Source organism: Streptomyces sp. bgisy159 (assembly GCF_057707805.1).
Window position 1 is genome coordinate 294247 of the sequence record NZ_JBYIQX010000003.1, and the last position, 16337, is coordinate 310583.

The 16337-nt window shown below is 74.0% G+C and carries 14 protein-coding genes; 6 read left to right on the top strand and 8 right to left on the bottom strand.

What is annotated here, in order from left to right; translation table 11 throughout:
* Positions 1-76 precede the first annotated feature (76 nt).
* A complete protein-coding gene (gene lipB / locus AC3ET3_RS05245) occupies positions 77-877 on the bottom strand; it encodes a lipoyl(octanoyl) transferase LipB (protein ID WP_432135651.1) in 801 nt (266 codons plus the stop codon).
* Between the two features lie 233 nt (positions 878-1110).
* Between lipB and AC3ET3_RS05250 the strand changes: the two genes are divergently transcribed.
* Positions 1111-2595 carry an NsdA family TPR-like regulatory protein gene (locus AC3ET3_RS05250; protein ID WP_432135650.1) on the top strand — a complete coding sequence of 495 codons (1485 nt, stop codon included), beginning with the start codon at positions 1111-1113 and terminating at the stop codon, positions 2593-2595.
* Positions 2596-3034: 439 nt separating this feature from the next.
* Here the strand turns inward: AC3ET3_RS05250 and AC3ET3_RS05255 are convergent, their stop codons facing one another.
* Complete coding sequence (locus AC3ET3_RS05255) at positions 3035-4582, bottom strand: NAD(P)/FAD-dependent oxidoreductase (RefSeq protein WP_435611700.1); 1548 nt, start codon at positions 4580-4582, stop codon at positions 3035-3037.
* Positions 4583-4766: 184 nt separating this feature from the next.
* A complete protein-coding gene (locus AC3ET3_RS05260) occupies positions 4767-5654 on the bottom strand; it encodes a TIGR01777 family oxidoreductase (protein WP_432135648.1) in 888 nt (295 codons plus the stop codon).
* 71 nt (positions 5655-5725) lie between these two features.
* On the opposite strand from AC3ET3_RS05260, the gene AC3ET3_RS05265 reads away from it, so the two are divergent.
* On the top strand, positions 5726-6217 hold the full coding sequence (locus AC3ET3_RS05265; RefSeq protein WP_432135647.1) for a GNAT family N-acetyltransferase: 492 nt from the start codon (positions 5726-5728) through the stop codon (positions 6215-6217).
* Between the two features lie 10 nt (positions 6218-6227).
* Here the strand turns inward: AC3ET3_RS05265 and AC3ET3_RS05270 are convergent, their stop codons facing one another.
* A complete protein-coding gene (locus AC3ET3_RS05270) occupies positions 6228-7412 on the bottom strand; it encodes a MarP family serine protease (protein ID WP_432135646.1) in 1185 nt (394 codons plus the stop codon).
* Between the two features lie 191 nt (positions 7413-7603).
* Here AC3ET3_RS05270 and AC3ET3_RS05275 point away from each other — a divergent pair, with 191 nt between their 5' ends.
* Both AC3ET3_RS05275 and AC3ET3_RS05280 read left to right on the top strand, forming a co-directional pair.
* Complete coding sequence (locus AC3ET3_RS05275; protein ID WP_435611701.1) at positions 7604-8524, top strand: peptidoglycan recognition protein family protein; 921 nt, start codon at positions 7604-7606, stop codon at positions 8522-8524.
* Positions 8508-8873 carry a hypothetical protein gene (locus AC3ET3_RS05280; RefSeq protein ID WP_435611702.1) on the top strand — a complete coding sequence of 122 codons (366 nt, stop codon included), beginning with the start codon at positions 8508-8510 and terminating at the stop codon, positions 8871-8873. Before AC3ET3_RS05275 ends, AC3ET3_RS05280 begins: the two co-directional genes overlap by 17 nt.
* Before the next feature lie 11 nt (positions 8874-8884).
* Here AC3ET3_RS05280 and AC3ET3_RS05285 read toward each other — a convergent pair whose 3' ends face one another.
* Both AC3ET3_RS05285 and AC3ET3_RS05290 read right to left on the bottom strand, forming a co-directional pair.
* Positions 8885-9403, bottom strand: coding sequence for a DUF4240 domain-containing protein (locus AC3ET3_RS05285; RefSeq protein WP_432135735.1), 519 nt, complete (start codon positions 9401-9403; stop codon positions 8885-8887).
* Positions 9404-9568: 165 nt separating this feature from the next.
* Positions 9569-10552 carry a helix-turn-helix transcriptional regulator gene (locus AC3ET3_RS05290; protein ID WP_435611703.1) on the bottom strand — a complete coding sequence of 328 codons (984 nt, stop codon included), beginning with the start codon at positions 10550-10552 and terminating at the stop codon, positions 9569-9571.
* A gap of 141 nt (positions 10553-10693) precedes the next feature.
* On the opposite strand from AC3ET3_RS05290, the gene AC3ET3_RS05295 reads away from it, so the two are divergent.
* Positions 10694-12298, top strand: a complete 1605-nt coding sequence (locus tag AC3ET3_RS05295; RefSeq protein ID WP_432135642.1) for a sodium-dependent transporter — start codon at positions 10694-10696, stop codon at positions 12296-12298.
* The gene (locus tag AC3ET3_RS05300; protein WP_432135641.1) at positions 12298-12441 is read left to right on the top strand and encodes a methionine/alanine import family NSS transporter small subunit; all 144 of its coding nucleotides are present in this window, start codon (positions 12298-12300) and stop codon (positions 12439-12441) included. The genes AC3ET3_RS05295 and AC3ET3_RS05300 overlap by 1 nt, the downstream gene beginning before the upstream one ends.
* 69 nt (positions 12442-12510) lie before the next feature.
* Here AC3ET3_RS05300 and aceE read toward each other — a convergent pair whose 3' ends face one another.
* Positions 12511-15222, bottom strand: a complete 2712-nt coding sequence (gene aceE / locus AC3ET3_RS05305; protein WP_435611704.1) for a pyruvate dehydrogenase (acetyl-transferring), homodimeric type — start codon at positions 15220-15222, stop codon at positions 12511-12513.
* 315 nt (positions 15223-15537) lie between these two features.
* Entirely contained in the window at positions 15538-16170 is a 633-nt protein-coding gene (locus tag AC3ET3_RS05310) for a GntR family transcriptional regulator (RefSeq protein WP_432135639.1), read from the bottom strand.
* Positions 16171-16337: the final 167 nt, after the last annotated feature.

A 16337-nucleotide genomic window follows, 5' to 3' on the forward strand; every position in this document is an offset into this window, starting at 1 on the left:
GCTCCCTAGCGATTGATTCTTCGGCGCCCCCAAGGGTACGCCCGTGGATTCGAATGCCCGAAGGCCCGGTCCGACGTCAGGCCGCCGACGTCTTCTCGATCTCGCGCGGCTTCGGGTCCGCGTTCTCCAGTACGTCGCGCAGGTGCCGCTCGGCGACCGGCAGCACCTCCTCGATGGTGACCTCGCGGCCGAGCTCGTAGGAGAGCGAGGTCACGCCCGCGTCGCGGATGCCGCACGGGATGATCTTGTCGAAGTTCGAGGTGTCCGGGTTCACGTTGAGGGCGAAGCCGTGCATGGTGACGCCCTTGGCGACCCGGATGCCCATGGCGCAGATCTTGCGGTCCTCGCGGCGCTGGCCGGCGTTGGACGGGGCGTACTCGGGACCGTTCAGGCGGGGGTCGAACTCCGGGTCGGCGGCGCGGGGGTCGAAGTCGAGGGTGAGCCCGCCGAGCCTGGGGCGTGCCTCGACCGGGTCGCCCAGCACCCAGACGCCGGCCCGGCCCTCGACGCGCGAGGTGGTGATGCCGAAGTCGGCGCAGACCCGGATCATCGCCTCCTCCAGGCGGCGCAGGTGCGCGACCACGTCCACCGGGCGGGGCAGCTTCTGGATCGGGTAGCCGACGAGCTGGCCCGGGCCGTGCCAGGTGATCTTGCCGCCGCGGTCCACGTCGATCACGGGGGTGCCGTCGAGCGGGCGCTCCTCCGGGGCGGTGCGGCGGCCCGCGGTGTAGACCGGCGGGTGCTCCAGGAGCAGGCAGGTGTCGGGTGCCTCGTCCGCGAAGCGGGCGGCGTGCACCCGGCGCTGCTCGTCCCACGCCACCTGGTAGTCGACCATGTCCGCGCCGAACCCCATCCGGACGAACCGCAGCTCACTCACGGCAAGCGCCTCCTCGAAGTCGTCAGGCGTGAAACACGCCCACGCCACTGTACGACTGTCCGCCACGCGTCAGCCCGGCGGGCAATTCTCACACGATCGGATGAACGAACGCCGAAGGTTGCGACCGCCTGCTTACGCTCAGCTACATTCGCGCCGTCCACGAGGCCATAAGGGCTGCTCACAGGCAATCCGGGCACTTCAGAGGCCCGGAAGGCAGGAGACCGCACCGCACCATGACGGAACGACCCGCGCAGCGCACCCCCAACCGACAACTCGCCGCGCTCATCGCAGAAGCGGGGTTCTCCAACGCGGGTCTCGCCCGGCGCGTGGACCAGCTCGGCCTCGAACACGGGCTGGACCTCAGATACGACAAGACGTCCGTCACCCGCTGGCTGCGCGGGCAGCAGCCGCGCGGCACCACCCCCGCGCTGATCGCCGAGGTCTTCACCCGGCGCCTCGGCCGCCGGCTCACCGCCCAGGACCTCGGCCTGGACGCCTGCGCGCCGGTGTACGCCGGTCTGGAGTTCGCCGGCACCCCCGAGGAGGCCATCGACATCGTCAGCGGGCTGTGGCGCAAGGACTCCGGCAGCCACGCCGAGCTCCGCAAGATCGCCTTCACCCCGGCCGGGCTGGTCGTGCCCAGCCGCGACTGGCTGATCGGGCGCTCCGACGACAAGGTGGCCCGCGGCGAGCCGACCGCCGTCCGGGTACCGGTCCAGGGCCGCCCGGCCAAGGTGCCGACGGCGGCCGAACCGGGCGGACCCGGGGCGGCGCCGGCCCGGCCGCGCGGCCAGGGCGAGCGCGGCCCCGGCCAGCGGGTCACCGGCGGCGACATCAACGCCCTGCGCTCGGTCGGCGAGCTGTTCCGCGCCCTCGACGACCGCTACGGCGGCGGCCACGCGCGCCAGGCACTGGTGCGCTACCTGGAGCACGAGTGCGAGCCGATGCTGCGGGGCGTCTACGGCGAGCAGACCGGCCGCAGGCTGTTCGCCGCCGCCGCGGACCTCACCCGCCTCGCGGGCTGGACCTCGTACGACATCGCCGCGCACGGCCTCGCCCAGCGCTACTTCGTGCAGGCGCTGCGGCTGTCGCAGGCCGCCGCGGACCGGGCGTACGGCGCCTACGTGCTGATCACCATGAGCCGTCAGGCCGTCTATCTGAGCCACGGGCGGGAGGCGGTGCAGCTGGCCCGGGTGGCCCAGCAGGGCATCGGTGCCGGTGCCTCGCCGACCGTGCAGGCGCTGCTGCACGCCGTCGAGGCGCGCGGCCACGGGGTGCTGGGCGAGGTCCGGGCCTGCACCGCCTCGCTGGTGCGTGCCGAGCGCGCCCTGGAAGCGGCCAAGCCCGGCGACGAGGTGCCGTTCTGGGCGCGGTTCTTCGACGAGGCGCAGCTGGCCGACGAGTTCGGCCACTGCCACCGGGACCTCCAGCAGTTCCGCGCCGCCGCCCAGCACGCCGAGCGCGCCCTCCAGCTGCGTCCCCCGGCCCACGCCCGCAGCCGGCTGTTCTGCCGGGTCGTCCTCGCCTCCGCGCGCCTCGGCCTCGGCGAGCTCGACCAGGCCTGCCAGCTCGCCGCCGAGGCGGCCGGACAGGCGGCTGAGATGCGCTCGGTCCGGGCGGTGGAGTACGTCAGGGAGTTCGAACGGCGGCTGGAGCCCTACAAGGACGCGGCGGCGGTGCGCACCTACCGCGACAAGGTGGCGGCCGCCCTGGGCTGACCGTGCCCACCCGCGCCCGTGGCGGGCGCCCGGGCGACCCGCGGACCGGCTGCGGAGCCCTGCCCGTCGGCTGACCGGAACGCCGGCTGACGGGGTCGTCCGGTTCATCGGAACGCCGGCTGTCCGGGGCGCCGGCTGTCCGGGGCGCCGGCTGTCCGGGGCGCCGGCCGACCGGAACGCCGGCCGACCGGGGCGCCCCCGGTCACCTCGGGCGCCCGGGTCACCTCGGCTGCCCCGGTCACCTCGGCCGTCCGGGGCACCCCGGGTCCTCCGTCCCCGCCTGCCCCGGGGCCCACGCGAGGGCCCGGGGACCATGCGAGAGCCCGGGGCTCCCGGGTAGACCGGCGGCGCCTGTCGTGCCGTGGGCGGGGGCGGACGGTGGGGCCGGCTCGTCCGTGCCCCGGGGCGTCCTTCCCCCGTGTGCTGCCCCGCGGCAGCGTCACGCGGCTTCCGGGGTCGTCCGGACCGGGTCGGCGAGGTGCAGCGAGCCGGCCGTGCCCAGGTCCGCGAGGATCGCCCGGGCCGCCCGGTGCGCGGAGTGCAGGGCGCCCTGGACCGTGCTGGTGTCCCGGTGGTCACCGCACACGTACAGCCCCGCCAGCAGCCGTACCGGGCGCCGCAGGTCGTGCGGGGCGCGCATCGCGGGGACCGCCTCGGCGGTGTGGTGGACGGCCAGCGTCTCCCACCGGTCCGTCGGCACGCCGTACAGCCGGGCCAGGTGGCGGCGGACCGCCGTGTCGATGCCCGGCGGCGGTGTGCCGAGCACCGTGGACGACACCAGCGTGCGGCCCGCGGGGGCGCGGCTCGGGTCGACACCGCTGACCACCGCCGTGTGCGCGACCGGGCCGCCCCGGTCGGCGTCCAGCAGCAGCGCCGCCCCGGTGGCGGGCGGCTCGTCCGTGGTGTGGTGGACGACCGTCACCGGGTGGAACTCCGGCACCCGCAGGCCCGGCAGCAGGTCGGCCGCCGTACGCGCGTCCGTGGCGACCAGCACCGCACCGCAGCGGAACTGCCCGTGCTCGGCGGTGGTGACCCGGTCGGTGGCGACCGACGTGACCCGCACCCCGGTGTGCACGGTGCCCGGCGGCAGGGCCCGCGCGAGCAGCTCCGGCAGCGCCTCGGCACCGCCCTCCGGCAGACACAGCCGGCCGGTGGCGAACGCCCGCAGCGCCAGGTCCGCGCACCGGCTGGACGTGGTCAGGTCCGGGTCGCACAGCAGGGCGGCGAGCAGCGGGCGCAGGAACCCGTCGACGGTCCGCGCGGGCAGTCCCCGGCCGGCGAGGGCCTGTCCGGCCGGGGACTCCGGACGGGCCAGCAGCCGTTCCACGGGCATGGCGCCGAGCCGCGCCAGCGCGGCGCCCAGCCGGGCCTGGTCCACGGCCGTGCCCAGCGGGGCGCCCGGCCGGACCCGCGGCGGCGGCACCGGCCCGGCGCCGGTCCCCCGGAGGGCGGGCGGTCCCACCCTCGCACCGGCCGGGCGGGACCTGGCCGGTGCGGAGGGCAGCGGCAGTCCCGACGGCCGGCCCGCCCCGGCAGACCAGGCGGGCGCGACCGCCCGCACCGCTCCCGGCGCCCCGGCCGTCCGGGCCGCCCCCGAGCCCCAGGCGCGCCCCGGCACCCGGGGCGAACTCGCCAGGGCACGCACCACGTGCAGTGCGCCCCGTGCGCCCCCCACTCCGGTCCGCGCGCCCGCGCGGTGGTGCCGGCCGCCGCTGTGCAGCAGGACGCCGGGGGCGAACGGGCGCAGGACCAGGGCGTCGAGGCCCGGCATCCGGCCCAGTTCGGGGTACGCGGTGGACAGCAGCTGTCCGATCCGGTCGAGCCGGAAGCCGTCGATCTTCTCGGTCGACATGCGGCCGCCCACCCAGGGGGCGGCCTCCAGGACCACGGTCCTCACACCTGCGCTGGTCAGCCGGTGGGCGGCCGAGAGTCCGGCGACCCCGGCTCCCACCACGACGACGTCTGCCTGGTACGCGGGCTCTAGCACGTGCCCCTCCTCGCGGTTGCGCGGCCGGTGGAGACGTCATGCCCCCAACTGGCTTCCCGGATACCCGAGTTCGGGTCGAGGGTAGGGCTGCGAACGGTCAGGAACAGTCGCGCATGAGCAGAGCACGGTCGCACGACGGTCGCATATGGACCGAGGGGGCGTCACGTGACCGCACGGGGCGCTCTCACGCGGCCCGCAGCGCGTCCTCGATCCCCGGGAACGCGAACGTGAAACCCGACTCCAGCAGCCGCCGCGGTACCACCCGCGCACTGCCCAGCACGTCCCCCGCCATCTCGCCCAGCGCCGTCCGCAGCACCGGCGCGGGCACCGCGAACACCGTCGGCCGCCGCAGCACGCGCCCCATCGCCTCGGTGATCTCACGGTTCGTCAGGGGCTCGGGCGCGGTCAGGTTGAACGGCCCCGACAGGTCGTCACGGTCCAGCAGGTGCCGGACAGCCGCCACCTCGTCGTGCAGCGCGATGTACGACCAGTACTGCCGCCCGTCGCCCAACCGCCCGCCCAGACCGGCCCGGAACAGCGGGAACAGCCTGCCCCAGGCCCCGCCGTCCCGGGACACGACCAGCCCGGTGCGGGTGAACACCGTCCGCACCCCCGCCGCCTCGGCCGGCGCCGCCTCGCCCTCCCACTCCACGCACAGCTCGGGCAGGAACCCCGACCCGGCCGGCGCGCTCTCGTCGGTCACCCGGTCGCCGGTCTCGCCGTAGAAGCCGATCGCGCTGCCGTTCACCCACACCCGCGGACCGTCGTCCAGCCCGGCCAGGGCCCGCGCCAGGGTCCGGGTGCCCAGCACCCGGCTGTCGCGGATCAGCCGCTTGCGGTCGTCCGTCCAGCGCCGGTCGCCCACACCCGCGCCGGCGAGGTTGACCACCGCGTCGCACCCGGCGAGCCCGGCCGTGTCCACGTACTCCCGCTCCGGGTCCCACCGCACCTCGTCCGCGTCCCGGGGCGCCCGGCGCACCAGGCGCACCACCTCGTGCCCGTCGGCGGTCAGGGACCGCACCAGGGCGCTGCCGATCAGGCCGGAGGCACCGGCCACCGCAATACGTCGCATGCGTCCATCCTGCTGTGCGCACCCGGGAAACACGTGTCTGATCGCGTGAGCGCCGCCGTAGGGTGACCCACATGTCCCAGGAACTTCGCATACGGACCGCCCGTGCCGAGGACGACGCGGAGCTGGCCGCCCTCGACCACCGCACCTGGTCCACCCTGCACGCGGTGATGCCCGAGCCGGAGCCGCCCCTCCCGCCCTTCTTCGGCGAACGGCACGCCGTGGAGGACTGCCTGGTCGCCGAGGTGGCCGGCCGCCCCGTCGGCTACCTCCGGCTCGGCGCCCCCACCCCGCTCGCCGCCAACGCCCACGTCCTGCAGATCCAGGGACTCGTCGTCGACGACGACGCGCGCGGCCGGGGCGTGGGACGCGCGCTGATCCGCGCGGCCCTGGCCGAGGCCCGCCGGCGCGGCGCCCGCCGTCTCACCCTGCGCGTCCTCGGCCACAACACCCCCGCGCGCAGGCTCTACGAGTCCGAGGGGTTCGCGGTGGAGGGCGTCCTGCCGGAGGAGTTCCTGCTGGCGGGCGAGTACGTCGACGACGTGTTCATGGGGCAGCGGCTGTGAGCCCGGCCCGTCAGGAGCTGATCAGCTCGCCCGTGTCCACCGGGGCCGTCGAGTCCGCCGCGCGCCGCGCGTCCTCGGCGACCTCGGCGGCCGTCAGGACGTAGCCCGTCTCCGCGTCCGAGGTGGAGCGGGCGAACACCACCCCGTACACCCGGCCCTCGGTGGTCAGCAGCGGGCCGCCGGAGTTGCCGGGGCGGACCGTGGAACGGACCGAGTAGATCTCCCGGGCCACGGCCTCGTCGTTGTAGATGTTGCGCCCGGTCGCCTTCACCCGGCCCGCCACCGTCGCCGCCTGCAGATCGAGACCGCCGTCCTGCGGGTAGCCGGCCACCACCGCCCGGTCCCCGCGCGCGGCCGACGGCTCGAAGGAGAGCACGGGGGCGCGCAGCCGCGGCACGTACAGCACGGCGACGTCCTTGGCGGGGTCGAACAGCACCACACGCGCCGGGTACGACCGGCCGACGCCCCCCACCCGCACCGACGGCTCGTCGATGCCAGCCACCACGTGCGCGTTCGTCATCACGTGCTCGGGCGCGTACACGAACCCGCTGCCCTCCCGGCCCTGGTCGCCCGCCACCCCCTCGATCTTCACCGTGCTCAGCCGGGCCGCGTCCGTCGCGGCCGCCGTGACGCTGTCCCCGGACGGACGGGCCACCTCGGCCGTCGACTCGTGCTCGAACGGGTTGAAGACCTGCGGGAACCCCGCCTCGGTGAGCGCGGTGGTGGCCCGCGCGAACCAGGCCGGGGTGGTGTCCGGCATCGTCTCCTGCACGGCTCCCAGCAGCCGGGAGTCCCGGATCGCCGAGGTCACCGAGGGCGACGACGACGCGCCCAGCACGCTCGCCGCCACCCACGCCACGATCAGCACCGCCGCCCCGTGGGCCACCGCCCCGCCGATCCCGTCGGCCACCCGCAGCGGACCCGCGTCCAGTTCGCGCCGCAGCCGCGCCGCCAGCCGGCCCGCCAGCTCGTGCCCCACGGCCGCCGGCAGCAGCACCGTACACACCGCGGTCACCGTCGCCGCCGTGGTCCCCGGCGTCACCAGGCCCATCACCCAGGGGAGCACCCACACGCCGAAGGCCGCGCCGCCGACGAAGCCGGCCAGCGAGACACAGCCGGCCGTCAGCCCGCGGCGGTAGCCGGAGCCGGCGTAGGCCGACACGACGAGCACCAGCAGGATGTCCAGGAGGTTCACGGAGCCGCCTTTCTCTCGGACCCCTGAGTACGTGGGGGGAGGGCCCTGTGATCAGCCAGCCACACGAGCGTGGGCCCGCGCGCCGTGCACGCGCGCGTGCAACCCGGAAAACGTCGTGGAACGGGACGATGGTTCCACCGGGTGGCACAGCACACATCGCGGACGGACCGGAACGCCCCGAGAGTGGGACCATGCGGACAGGGCTGCGCGGACGGCTGGGGGCGATGCGGTCACGGGCGGGCGGACCGACCCGAAGGCCGGCCCTGGTGGTGCTCGGCGGCCTGCCCGCGCTCGCCGCCGTCGCCGTCCTCGCGATGTGCGCCCAGGGCGACGCCCCGACGGCCCGGTCCACCGACGGCACCCGGCCGCCCACCGACCGCTCCCGCCCCGCCCACACCGCGCCCCGGCCGCCCATCGTGCCCCGCTCCGCCTGGCTCGACCCCCTCACCCGGCGCGCCCAGCCACCCCCGCGCTACGACGACGAGGTGGTCGCCGTCTTCATCCACCACACCGACTCGCCCAACGGCTACGACTGCGCCGACGCGCCCCGCATCATCCGTTCCCTCTACGCCGGGCAGACCGGCGCCCGCGACTGGGACGACATCGGCTACAACTTCGTCGTGGACCGCTGCGGCACCGTCTACGAGGGCCGCGCCGGCGGCGTCGACCGACCCGTCACCGGCGCCCACACCCAGGGCTTCAACCACCGCACCACGGGCATCGCGGCCCTGGGCACCTTCACCGCGGGCGTCCCCGTCCCCCGGGCGATGACCGACGCCATAGCCGCCGTCGTCGCCTGGAAGCTCGGCCTGTCCGACATCGACCCCCGCGTCACCGTTCCCCTCACCTCCAGCAACAGCCGCAGCCGCTACGCCGCCGGCACGACCGTCCGGCTGCCCGCCGTGGCCGGCCACGACGACGGATACATGACGAGCTGCCCCGGCGCCGCCCTGTCCGCGCACCTGCCCGGCATCCGCGGGGAGGCCGCCCGCCTACAGGGCCGTCCCCTCACAGTGACGCCCCAGCCGCCGCCCAGGGCCCGCCCAGCCCCCCGCCCTACCGTCGTGCCGACAGGAGCCGACGAAGGGCGGGGAGATGGCGGACACGCGTGACACCCGGCGCACCGAGACCGGGCGCACCCAGCACACAGACCACATCGGCCGCATCGGCCGCATCGGCCACATCGGCCGCATCGGCCGCATCGGGTGTGCCGAACGCGCCCGGAGCGGTCCCGGGGGCCGTGCGGGCCGCGGACGCCGGCACGTCAGGAGCCCCCGGCGGCCCTGGGCGGTACTGGCCGCGGCCGCCGCGGTCACCGCCGTGGTCCTCGGACCGGCCGCCGCCACCGCGTCCGCGCTGGAGCACCCCGACGGGGCGCCGCCGCGCCACCTCGTACGGGCCGAGCAGCCGCCGGCTTACCTTCCGTCGGACACGGGCCGCCGCCGCACCCCGGCCGGGTGACCGGACCGGTCCTACGCGCGGAAGCGGTCCCACAGCTTCGGGTACCGCTCGGCGAGCGCCCGCTCGTTCTCGAAGTCGAGGGGGGTACCCTCCGGTTCGGCGGCCGCCGGGGAGATCCCGAGGTCGGGGGCGACGGTGCCGGTGAGCTGCTCGTAGGCCTCGTCGGCCGCGTACCCCAGTTCCTCGCCGTCGCCGTCGATCTCCTCGTCGAAGTCGTCCAGCAGGTCGGCGAGCGAGTCCGGGTCGTGCAGGGCCCCCTCGAAGACGTCCCGGCCCTGCCCGATCAGCCAGCACCGGAAGAAGTCGAAGGCGTCGTCGCTCGCGCCGTCCAGCAGCACCCAGGCGGCACCCCACACATCCCAGTGGTAGGCGCGGTTGTAGCGGGCCTCGAAGTGACGGGCGAAGTCCAGCACGGCGTCCGGGTCCAGTTCCAGCAGCCGGGACACCAGTACGTCGGCCTGTTCCTCCGGGTCGCCCTCGGCGGCCTCGCGGGAGGAGTCCACCAGCTCCCAGAACTCGGTCTCGTCCATCACGGGTTCCAGCATCGTGCCTCGGGCGGTGCCACGCACCCGGAGTTCGCGGATTTCCCCGACCGGGACTCCGCGGATTTCCCCGACCGGGACTCGGCGGATTACCCCGACCGGGACTCCGCGGATCTCCGCGACCGAGAAAGGCGGCCGCCACGGCCGCGCCGCTCACCCGAGGCCGTACAGCCGCGCCAGCCGGGCCGCGTCGTCGCGCAGCCGGCGGCGCAGCGACGCGGGGGAGAGCACCTCCGCCTCCGGGCCGAGGGCGGTCAGCTGTGTATGGGCGACCTCCTCCGACTCCACCGGCAGGGTCACCGTCAGCCGCCCCTCGCCGTCCGGGTCCGAGGCGCCGGCCAGCGCCTCGCGGGCGGCGAGCGGATCGACGACGTGCGGCAGCCTGCGCGCCCCCTCCGGGGAGAGCCGCACCACTACCTCGGTACGCAGCAGCGACCGCGCGAACCGTTCCGCCTGCGCCGCCCAGAAGCCGGCCAGGTCGAAGTCCGGGTCCCGCGTGAACCGCTCCTCGCGCGGCTCCACGTCGGTGAACCGCTCGATCCGGTACGTCCGCCAGGGCACCCCGTCGCCGCCGGGCACCCGCGCGCACAGGTACCAGACCCCCGCCTTCAGCACGAGCCCGTACGGCTCCAGCTCCCGCTCGACGGTCTCGTCCCCGCGCCGGTAGCGCGCGCCGACCCGCCGGTCCGCCCAGACCGCCTCGGCGACCGCCGGCAGCAGCTCCGGCGGCTCCGGCTCCCGGAACCAGGCCGGCGCGTCCAGGTGGAACCGCCGGGCGGCGCTGTCCGGCGCGTCCCGCAGCGACGGCAGCAGCGCCGCCGACACCTTCAGCCGGGCCGCCGAGGCCGTGTCCGCCAGCCCCATCTCCCGCAGCGCCCCCGGCACCCCGGACAGGAACAGCGCCTCCGCCTCACCGCGCGCCAGACCCGTCAGCCGGGTCCGGTATCCACCGACCAGCCGGTAGCCCCCGGCCCGCCCCCGGTCGGCGTAGACCGGCACGCCCGCCTCCGACAGCGCCTGCGCGTCCCGGGTCACGGTCCGCTCGGACACCTCCAGCTCCCGGGCCAGTTCGGCCGCCGTCATGACGGGCCGGGACTGCAGCAGAAGCACCATCCTGATGAGCCGGGCCGCACGCATGTCCGTCATTGTGCCGCGTGGGTCACCCGACTGGCGGTACGCACCCTGTGGCGCACCGCGCACCGCTGTTAACGTCGAACGGCATTCGAGGTTTCACGGTTCAGCGGTTCCATCGGGACGTCCCTGAACGAGGACACGCACATGGCGAATATGGCGCAACAACCGGCGGACCACCCGGCCGGTCAACCCCGCGAACAGTGGTCCACCCGCACCGGCTTCCTGCTGGCGGCCATCGGTTCCGCCGTCGGCCTCGGCAACATCTGGCGCTTTCCGGCCGTCGCCTACGAGAACGGCGGCGGGGCCTTCCTGGTGCCCTATCTGATCGCCCTGCTCACGGCCGGCATCCCCCTGCTGATCATGGAGTACACGATCGGGCGCAGATACCGGACCTCGCCCCCGGCCGCGCTCCGGCAGATGGCCCGCCCGGCGGAGGTGCTCGGCTGGTGGCAGGTGGCCATCTGCTTCGTCATCGCCACCTACTACGCAGTGATCATCGCCTGGGCGGTCCGCTACGTCGGTTTCGCCGCCGACCAGGCCTGGGGCGACGACCCGGAGGGCTTCCTCTTCGGCACCTTCCTGGAGGCGGCCGACGAGCCCGGGTTCGTCTCCGGGTACGTCTCCGGCGTGATGTGGCCGCTCATCGCCGTCTGGATCGTGGTGCTGGTCATCCTGGCGTTCGGCATCCGGCGCGGCATCGAGAAGGCCAACAAGCTCTTCATCCCCCTGCTGGTCGTCTTCTTCGGCGCCCTGGTGATCCGGGCCGTCACCCTGGACGGGGCGGCCCAGGGGCTGAACGCCCTGTTCAGCCCCGACTGGTCCGAACTGAGCAACGGCAGCGTGTGGGTGGCCGCCTACGGCCAGATCTTCTTCTCGCTGTCGATCGGCTTCGGCATCATGGTCACCTACGCCTCCTACCTGCGCCGGCGCGCGGACCTCACCGGCTCCGCCCTGGTCGCCGGGTTCGCCAACAGCTCCTTCGAGATCCTCGCCGGCATCGGGGTGTTCGCCGCGCTGGGCTTCACGGCGCAAAGCGCGGGCGTGCCGGTCGACGAGGTGGCCACCGCGGGCCTGGGACTGGCCTTCGTCGCCTTCCCGACGATCATCTCCGAGATGTGGGCGGGCGGGCTGTTCGGCGTCGTCTTCTTCGTGTCGCTGGTGATCGCGGGACTGTCCTCGCTGATCTCCATCGTGCAGGTGGTCGTCTCCGCCGTGCAGGACCGCACCGGGATGCACCGCATCCCCGCCGTGTTCGGCGTCGGCGGCGCGGTGGCGATCGTGTCGATCCTGCTGTTCCCGACCGACGAGGGCGTCTACTTCCTCGACGCCTCCGACCACTTCATCAACCAGTACGGCATCGCCCTGGCCGCGCTCGTCGGCGTCGTCGTGGTCGCCTGGGTGCTGCGCAAGCTGCCCGAGCTGCAGCGGGACGCCGACGCCACCTCCGCCGTGCGGCTCGGCCACTGGTGGCGGATCTGCCTGGGGCTGATCACCCCCCTGGTCCTCGGCTGGATGATGATCGACAGCCTGCGCAAGGAGTTCGACGAGAACTACGCCGGCTACTCCACCGACTTCCTGCTGGCGGTGGGGTGGAGCGTGGCGATCGGCGCGCTGCTGGTCGGCGTGGTGCTCTCCCTGATCCCGTGGAAGGCGGCCGGCGGCGGGCTGATCGACCTCGACATGGAGACCGCCGAGGAGTACGAGTCCCACCACCACAAGGACGACCCGGGTGGAAAGGAGGACCGCTGATGACCGGCGGCGCCATCGCGATGATGATCATCGCCATGCTCATCGTCTGGGGCGGCCTGCTGGCGGCCATCGTCCAGCTCCGCCGCCATCCGGACCCCGGCCCCGAGCCGGACGAGACGGGGATCCCGCGCGCGGAGGGCTGAGCGGCACCGGCCACCGACGACACGACGGCCGGACCGGCGGTGCCGGTCCGGCCGTCGTGCGGAGACGTCCTACAGGCCGTACTTCTCGCGGGCTTCCTTCACCGCCGCGGCCTGGACCTCGCCGCGCCTCGCGAGCTGGGCGAGGGCCCCGACGACGATCGACTCGGCGTCGACACCGAAGTGGCGGCGGGCGGCGTCCCGGGTGTCCGACAGGCCGAAGCCGTCGGCGCCCAGCGAGGACCAGTCCTGCTCCACCCACTGCGCGATCTGGTCCGGCACCTGGCGCATGTAGTCGGAGACCGCGAGGACCGGGCCCTCGGCGCCCTGCAGCGCCTGCCGGACGTACGGCACCCGCTCCTCGCCGCGCAGCAGCGCCGCGTCCGACTCCAGCGCGTCGCGCCGCAGCTCGGTCCAGGAGGTCGCGGACCACACGTCGGCGGCCACGCCCCACTCCTCGGCGAGCAGCCGCTGCGCCTTCAGCGCCCAGTGGATCGCCGTGCCCGAGCCCAGCAGCTGGATGCGCGGCGCGTTGGCCGCCGGGGACAGGCCCGCCGACTCCGCCGTGTTGAAGCGGTACAGGCCCTTGACGATGCCCTCGTCGACGCCGGCCGCCTGCGGCTTCGCGGGCTGCGGCAGCGGCTCGTTGTAGACGGTGAGGTAGTAGAAGACGTCCTGGTCCTCACCCGGCCGGGCCTCGCCGTACATCCGGCGCAGACCCTCTCGGACGATCACGGCGATCTCGTACGCGAACGCCGGGTCGTACGTCAGCGCCGCCGGGTTGGTCGCGGCGATGACGGGGGAGTGGCCGTCGGCGTGCTGGAGGCCCTCGCCGGTCAGCGTGGTGCGGCCGGCCGTCGCGCCGATGAGGAAGCCGCGGCCGAGCTGGTCGCCGAGCTGCCACATCTGGTCGGCCGTGCGCTGCCAGCCGAACATCGAGTAGAAGATGTAGAACGGGATCATCGCCTCGCCGTGTGTCGCGTACGACGTCGCGGCGGCGATGAAGTCGGCCATCGAACCGGCCTCGGTGATCCCCTCGTTGAGGATCTGGCCGTTCTGGGCCTCCTTGTAGTACATCAGCTGGTCGCGGTCGACCGGCTCGTACGTCTGGCCCTTGGGCGAGTAGATCCCGAGGGAGGGGAACAGCGACTCCATGCCGAAGGTGCGCGCCTCGTCGGGGACGATCGGCACCCAGCGCCTGCCGGTCTCCTTGTCGCGGACCAGGTCCTTGACCAGGCGGACGAAGGCCATGGTGGTGGCGACGTTCTGCGAGCCGGAGCCCTTGTCGAAGGAGGCGAACGCCTTCTCGGCCGGAGCCGGCAGCGGCGCGACCGGGTGGACGCGGCGCGCCGGGGCCGGACCGCCGAGGGCGGCGCGGCGCTCCTGGAGGTAGCGGACCTCGGGAGCGTCGGCGCCCGGGTGGCCGTAGGGGACCTGGCCGTCGGCGAAGGCGCTGTCCGCGATGGGCAGCTCCAGCAGGTCGCGCATCGCCTTGAACTCGTCCACCGTCAGCTTCTTCATCTGGTGGTTGGCGTTCTTCGACGCGAAGCCCTCGCCGAGGGTGTGGCCCTTGACGGTCTGGGCGAGGATCACGGTCGGCGCGCCCTTGCACTCCAGCGCGGCCCGGTAGGCGGCGTAGACCTTGCGGGCCTCGTGGCCGCCGCGGGAGAGGTGGAAGCACTCCAGGATCTTGTCGTCGCTCAGCAGCTTGGCCATCTCGGCGAGCTGCGGGTCCTTGCCGAAGAAGTCCTGGCGGATGTAGGCGGCGTCCCGGGTCTGGTACGTCTGCACCTGCGCGTCGGGTACCTCGCGCAGTCGGCGTACCAGAGCGCCCGTGGTGTCGAGCTGGAACAGCTCGTCCCAGGCCGTGCCCCACAGGGTCTTGACGACGTTCCAGCCGGCGCCGCGGAACTGGGCCTCCAGCTCCTGCACGATCTTGAAGTTGGCGCGGACCGGGCCGTCGAGGCGCTGCAGGTTGCAGTTGATGACGAAGGTCAGGTTGTCCAGACCCTCGCGGGCGGCGAGCGCGAGCGCCGCCGTCGACTCGGGCTCGTCCATCTCGCCGTCACCGAGGAACGCCCACACGTGCGAGGCGGAGACGTCCTTGATGCCGCGGTTGGTGAGGTACCGGTTGAAGCGCGCCTGGTAGATGGCGGAGAGCGGGCCGAGGCCCATCGACACCGTCGGGAACTCCCACAGCCAGGGCAGGCGGCGCGGGTGCGGGTACGACGGCAGGCCCTCGCCGCCGGCCTCCTGGCGGAAGTTGTCCAGGTGCCGCTCGGTGAGCCGGCCGTCCAGGAAGGCGCGGGCGTAGATGCCGGGGGAGGCGTGGCCCTGGATGTACAGCTGGTCGCCGGAGCCGGCGGCGTCGCCGGACTCCTTGCCGCGGAAGAAGTGGTTGAAGCCGGTCTCGTACAGCCAGGCCGCCGAGGCGAAGGTGGCGATGTGGCCGCCGACACCGTGCTTGGAGCCGCGGGTCACCATGGCCGCCGCGTTCCAGCGGTTCCAGGCGGTGATCCGGCGTTCCATCTCCTCGTCACCGGGAACGGCGGGTTCCGCGGCGGTGGGGATGGTGTTGACGTAGTCCGTCTCCAGGAGCTTGGGCAGCGCGATGCCGGTGCCCTCCGCGCGCTCCAGCGTGCGGCGCATCAGGTACGCGGCACGGTGCGGGCCGGCCGCCTTGGCGACCGCGTCCAGCGAGGCCTGCCATTCGGCGGTCTCCTCCGGGTCCCGGTCGGGGAGCTGGTCGAGCTCGCTCGGCTGGATGGCGTTGGGGTCGGTCATGTCGCCGCCTTCCTCAGTCGAAGGGGGTTCCCTCATCGGTAAGGGTTCGGGGTGCCCTTGGTCTTTGGCAGGACAGGGCTGGGGCTTGGGTGGCAAGCCCGTCGGCGACTGTAACTCCCTGATCGATGATCGATCAAAGGGTTGACGAAGAAAACCTCTCGATCTCGAGAAAGTAGGCACGCGGTGCCTCCGGGAGTGGCACCGGGTGACGTCATTCCGCCTTGTTTTCGCAGGTGGGGCGGCGTTTGAGCGGGCGGCTGCTCTGGTGTTCGGATGCTGCCGGGACGGTTTCGCGGGGGCCTCGCGGGGACGGTCTCACTCGCTCCCGTGGCGCGGGGCGCAGCCCAGGACGTGGGACTTGACCAGGTCGGCGATCCTCGGGTCGCGTCGGCGGAACGCCTGGACCAGCTCCTCGTGCTCCTCGGCGTACGACTGCTGCACCGTGCCCAGCCAGCGGATCGACAGCGCGGTGAACACCTCGATGCCCAGCCCCTCCCAGGTGTGCAGCAGCACCGAGTTCGCGGCCGCCCGGACCATCTCGCGGTGGAAGGCCACCGTGTGCCGCACCTGCGCCGTACCGTCCGACCTGCGGTCCGCCTCGTACAGCGCCGCGACATGGGACTCCAGCGCCGAGCAGTCCGCCGCCAGCCGCTCCGCCGCCAGCTCGGCCGCGATGGCCTCCAGGCCGGCCCGGACCGGGTAGCTCTCCTCCAGGTCCGCCGCGGTCAGGTTCCGCACCCGCACGCCCTTGTTCGGCGCCGACTCGATCAGGCGCAGCGACTCCAGCTCGCGCAGCGCCTCCCGGACCGGTGTCTGGCTGACCTCCAGCTCGGAGGCGATCCGGCGCTCCACGATCCGCTCGCCCGGCTTCCAGCGCCCGCTCACGATCCCCTCCACGATGTGCTCGCGGATCTGCTCGCGCAGCGAGTGGATGACGGGCGCGGTCATGAGGGCTCCTCAGGGAAGGGCCCAGCGGCCCCTAGGGCGTTCGACGTAAAGACAATAAGGCCGCGAGGCCGCCGTGGAGAGGCGCACGGGGGCGCTTTGGCGCAGGTGAGACGAGGCTTACACGGCAAACGACGGTGCCCCGGCCGGAGGAACCGGCCGGGGCACCG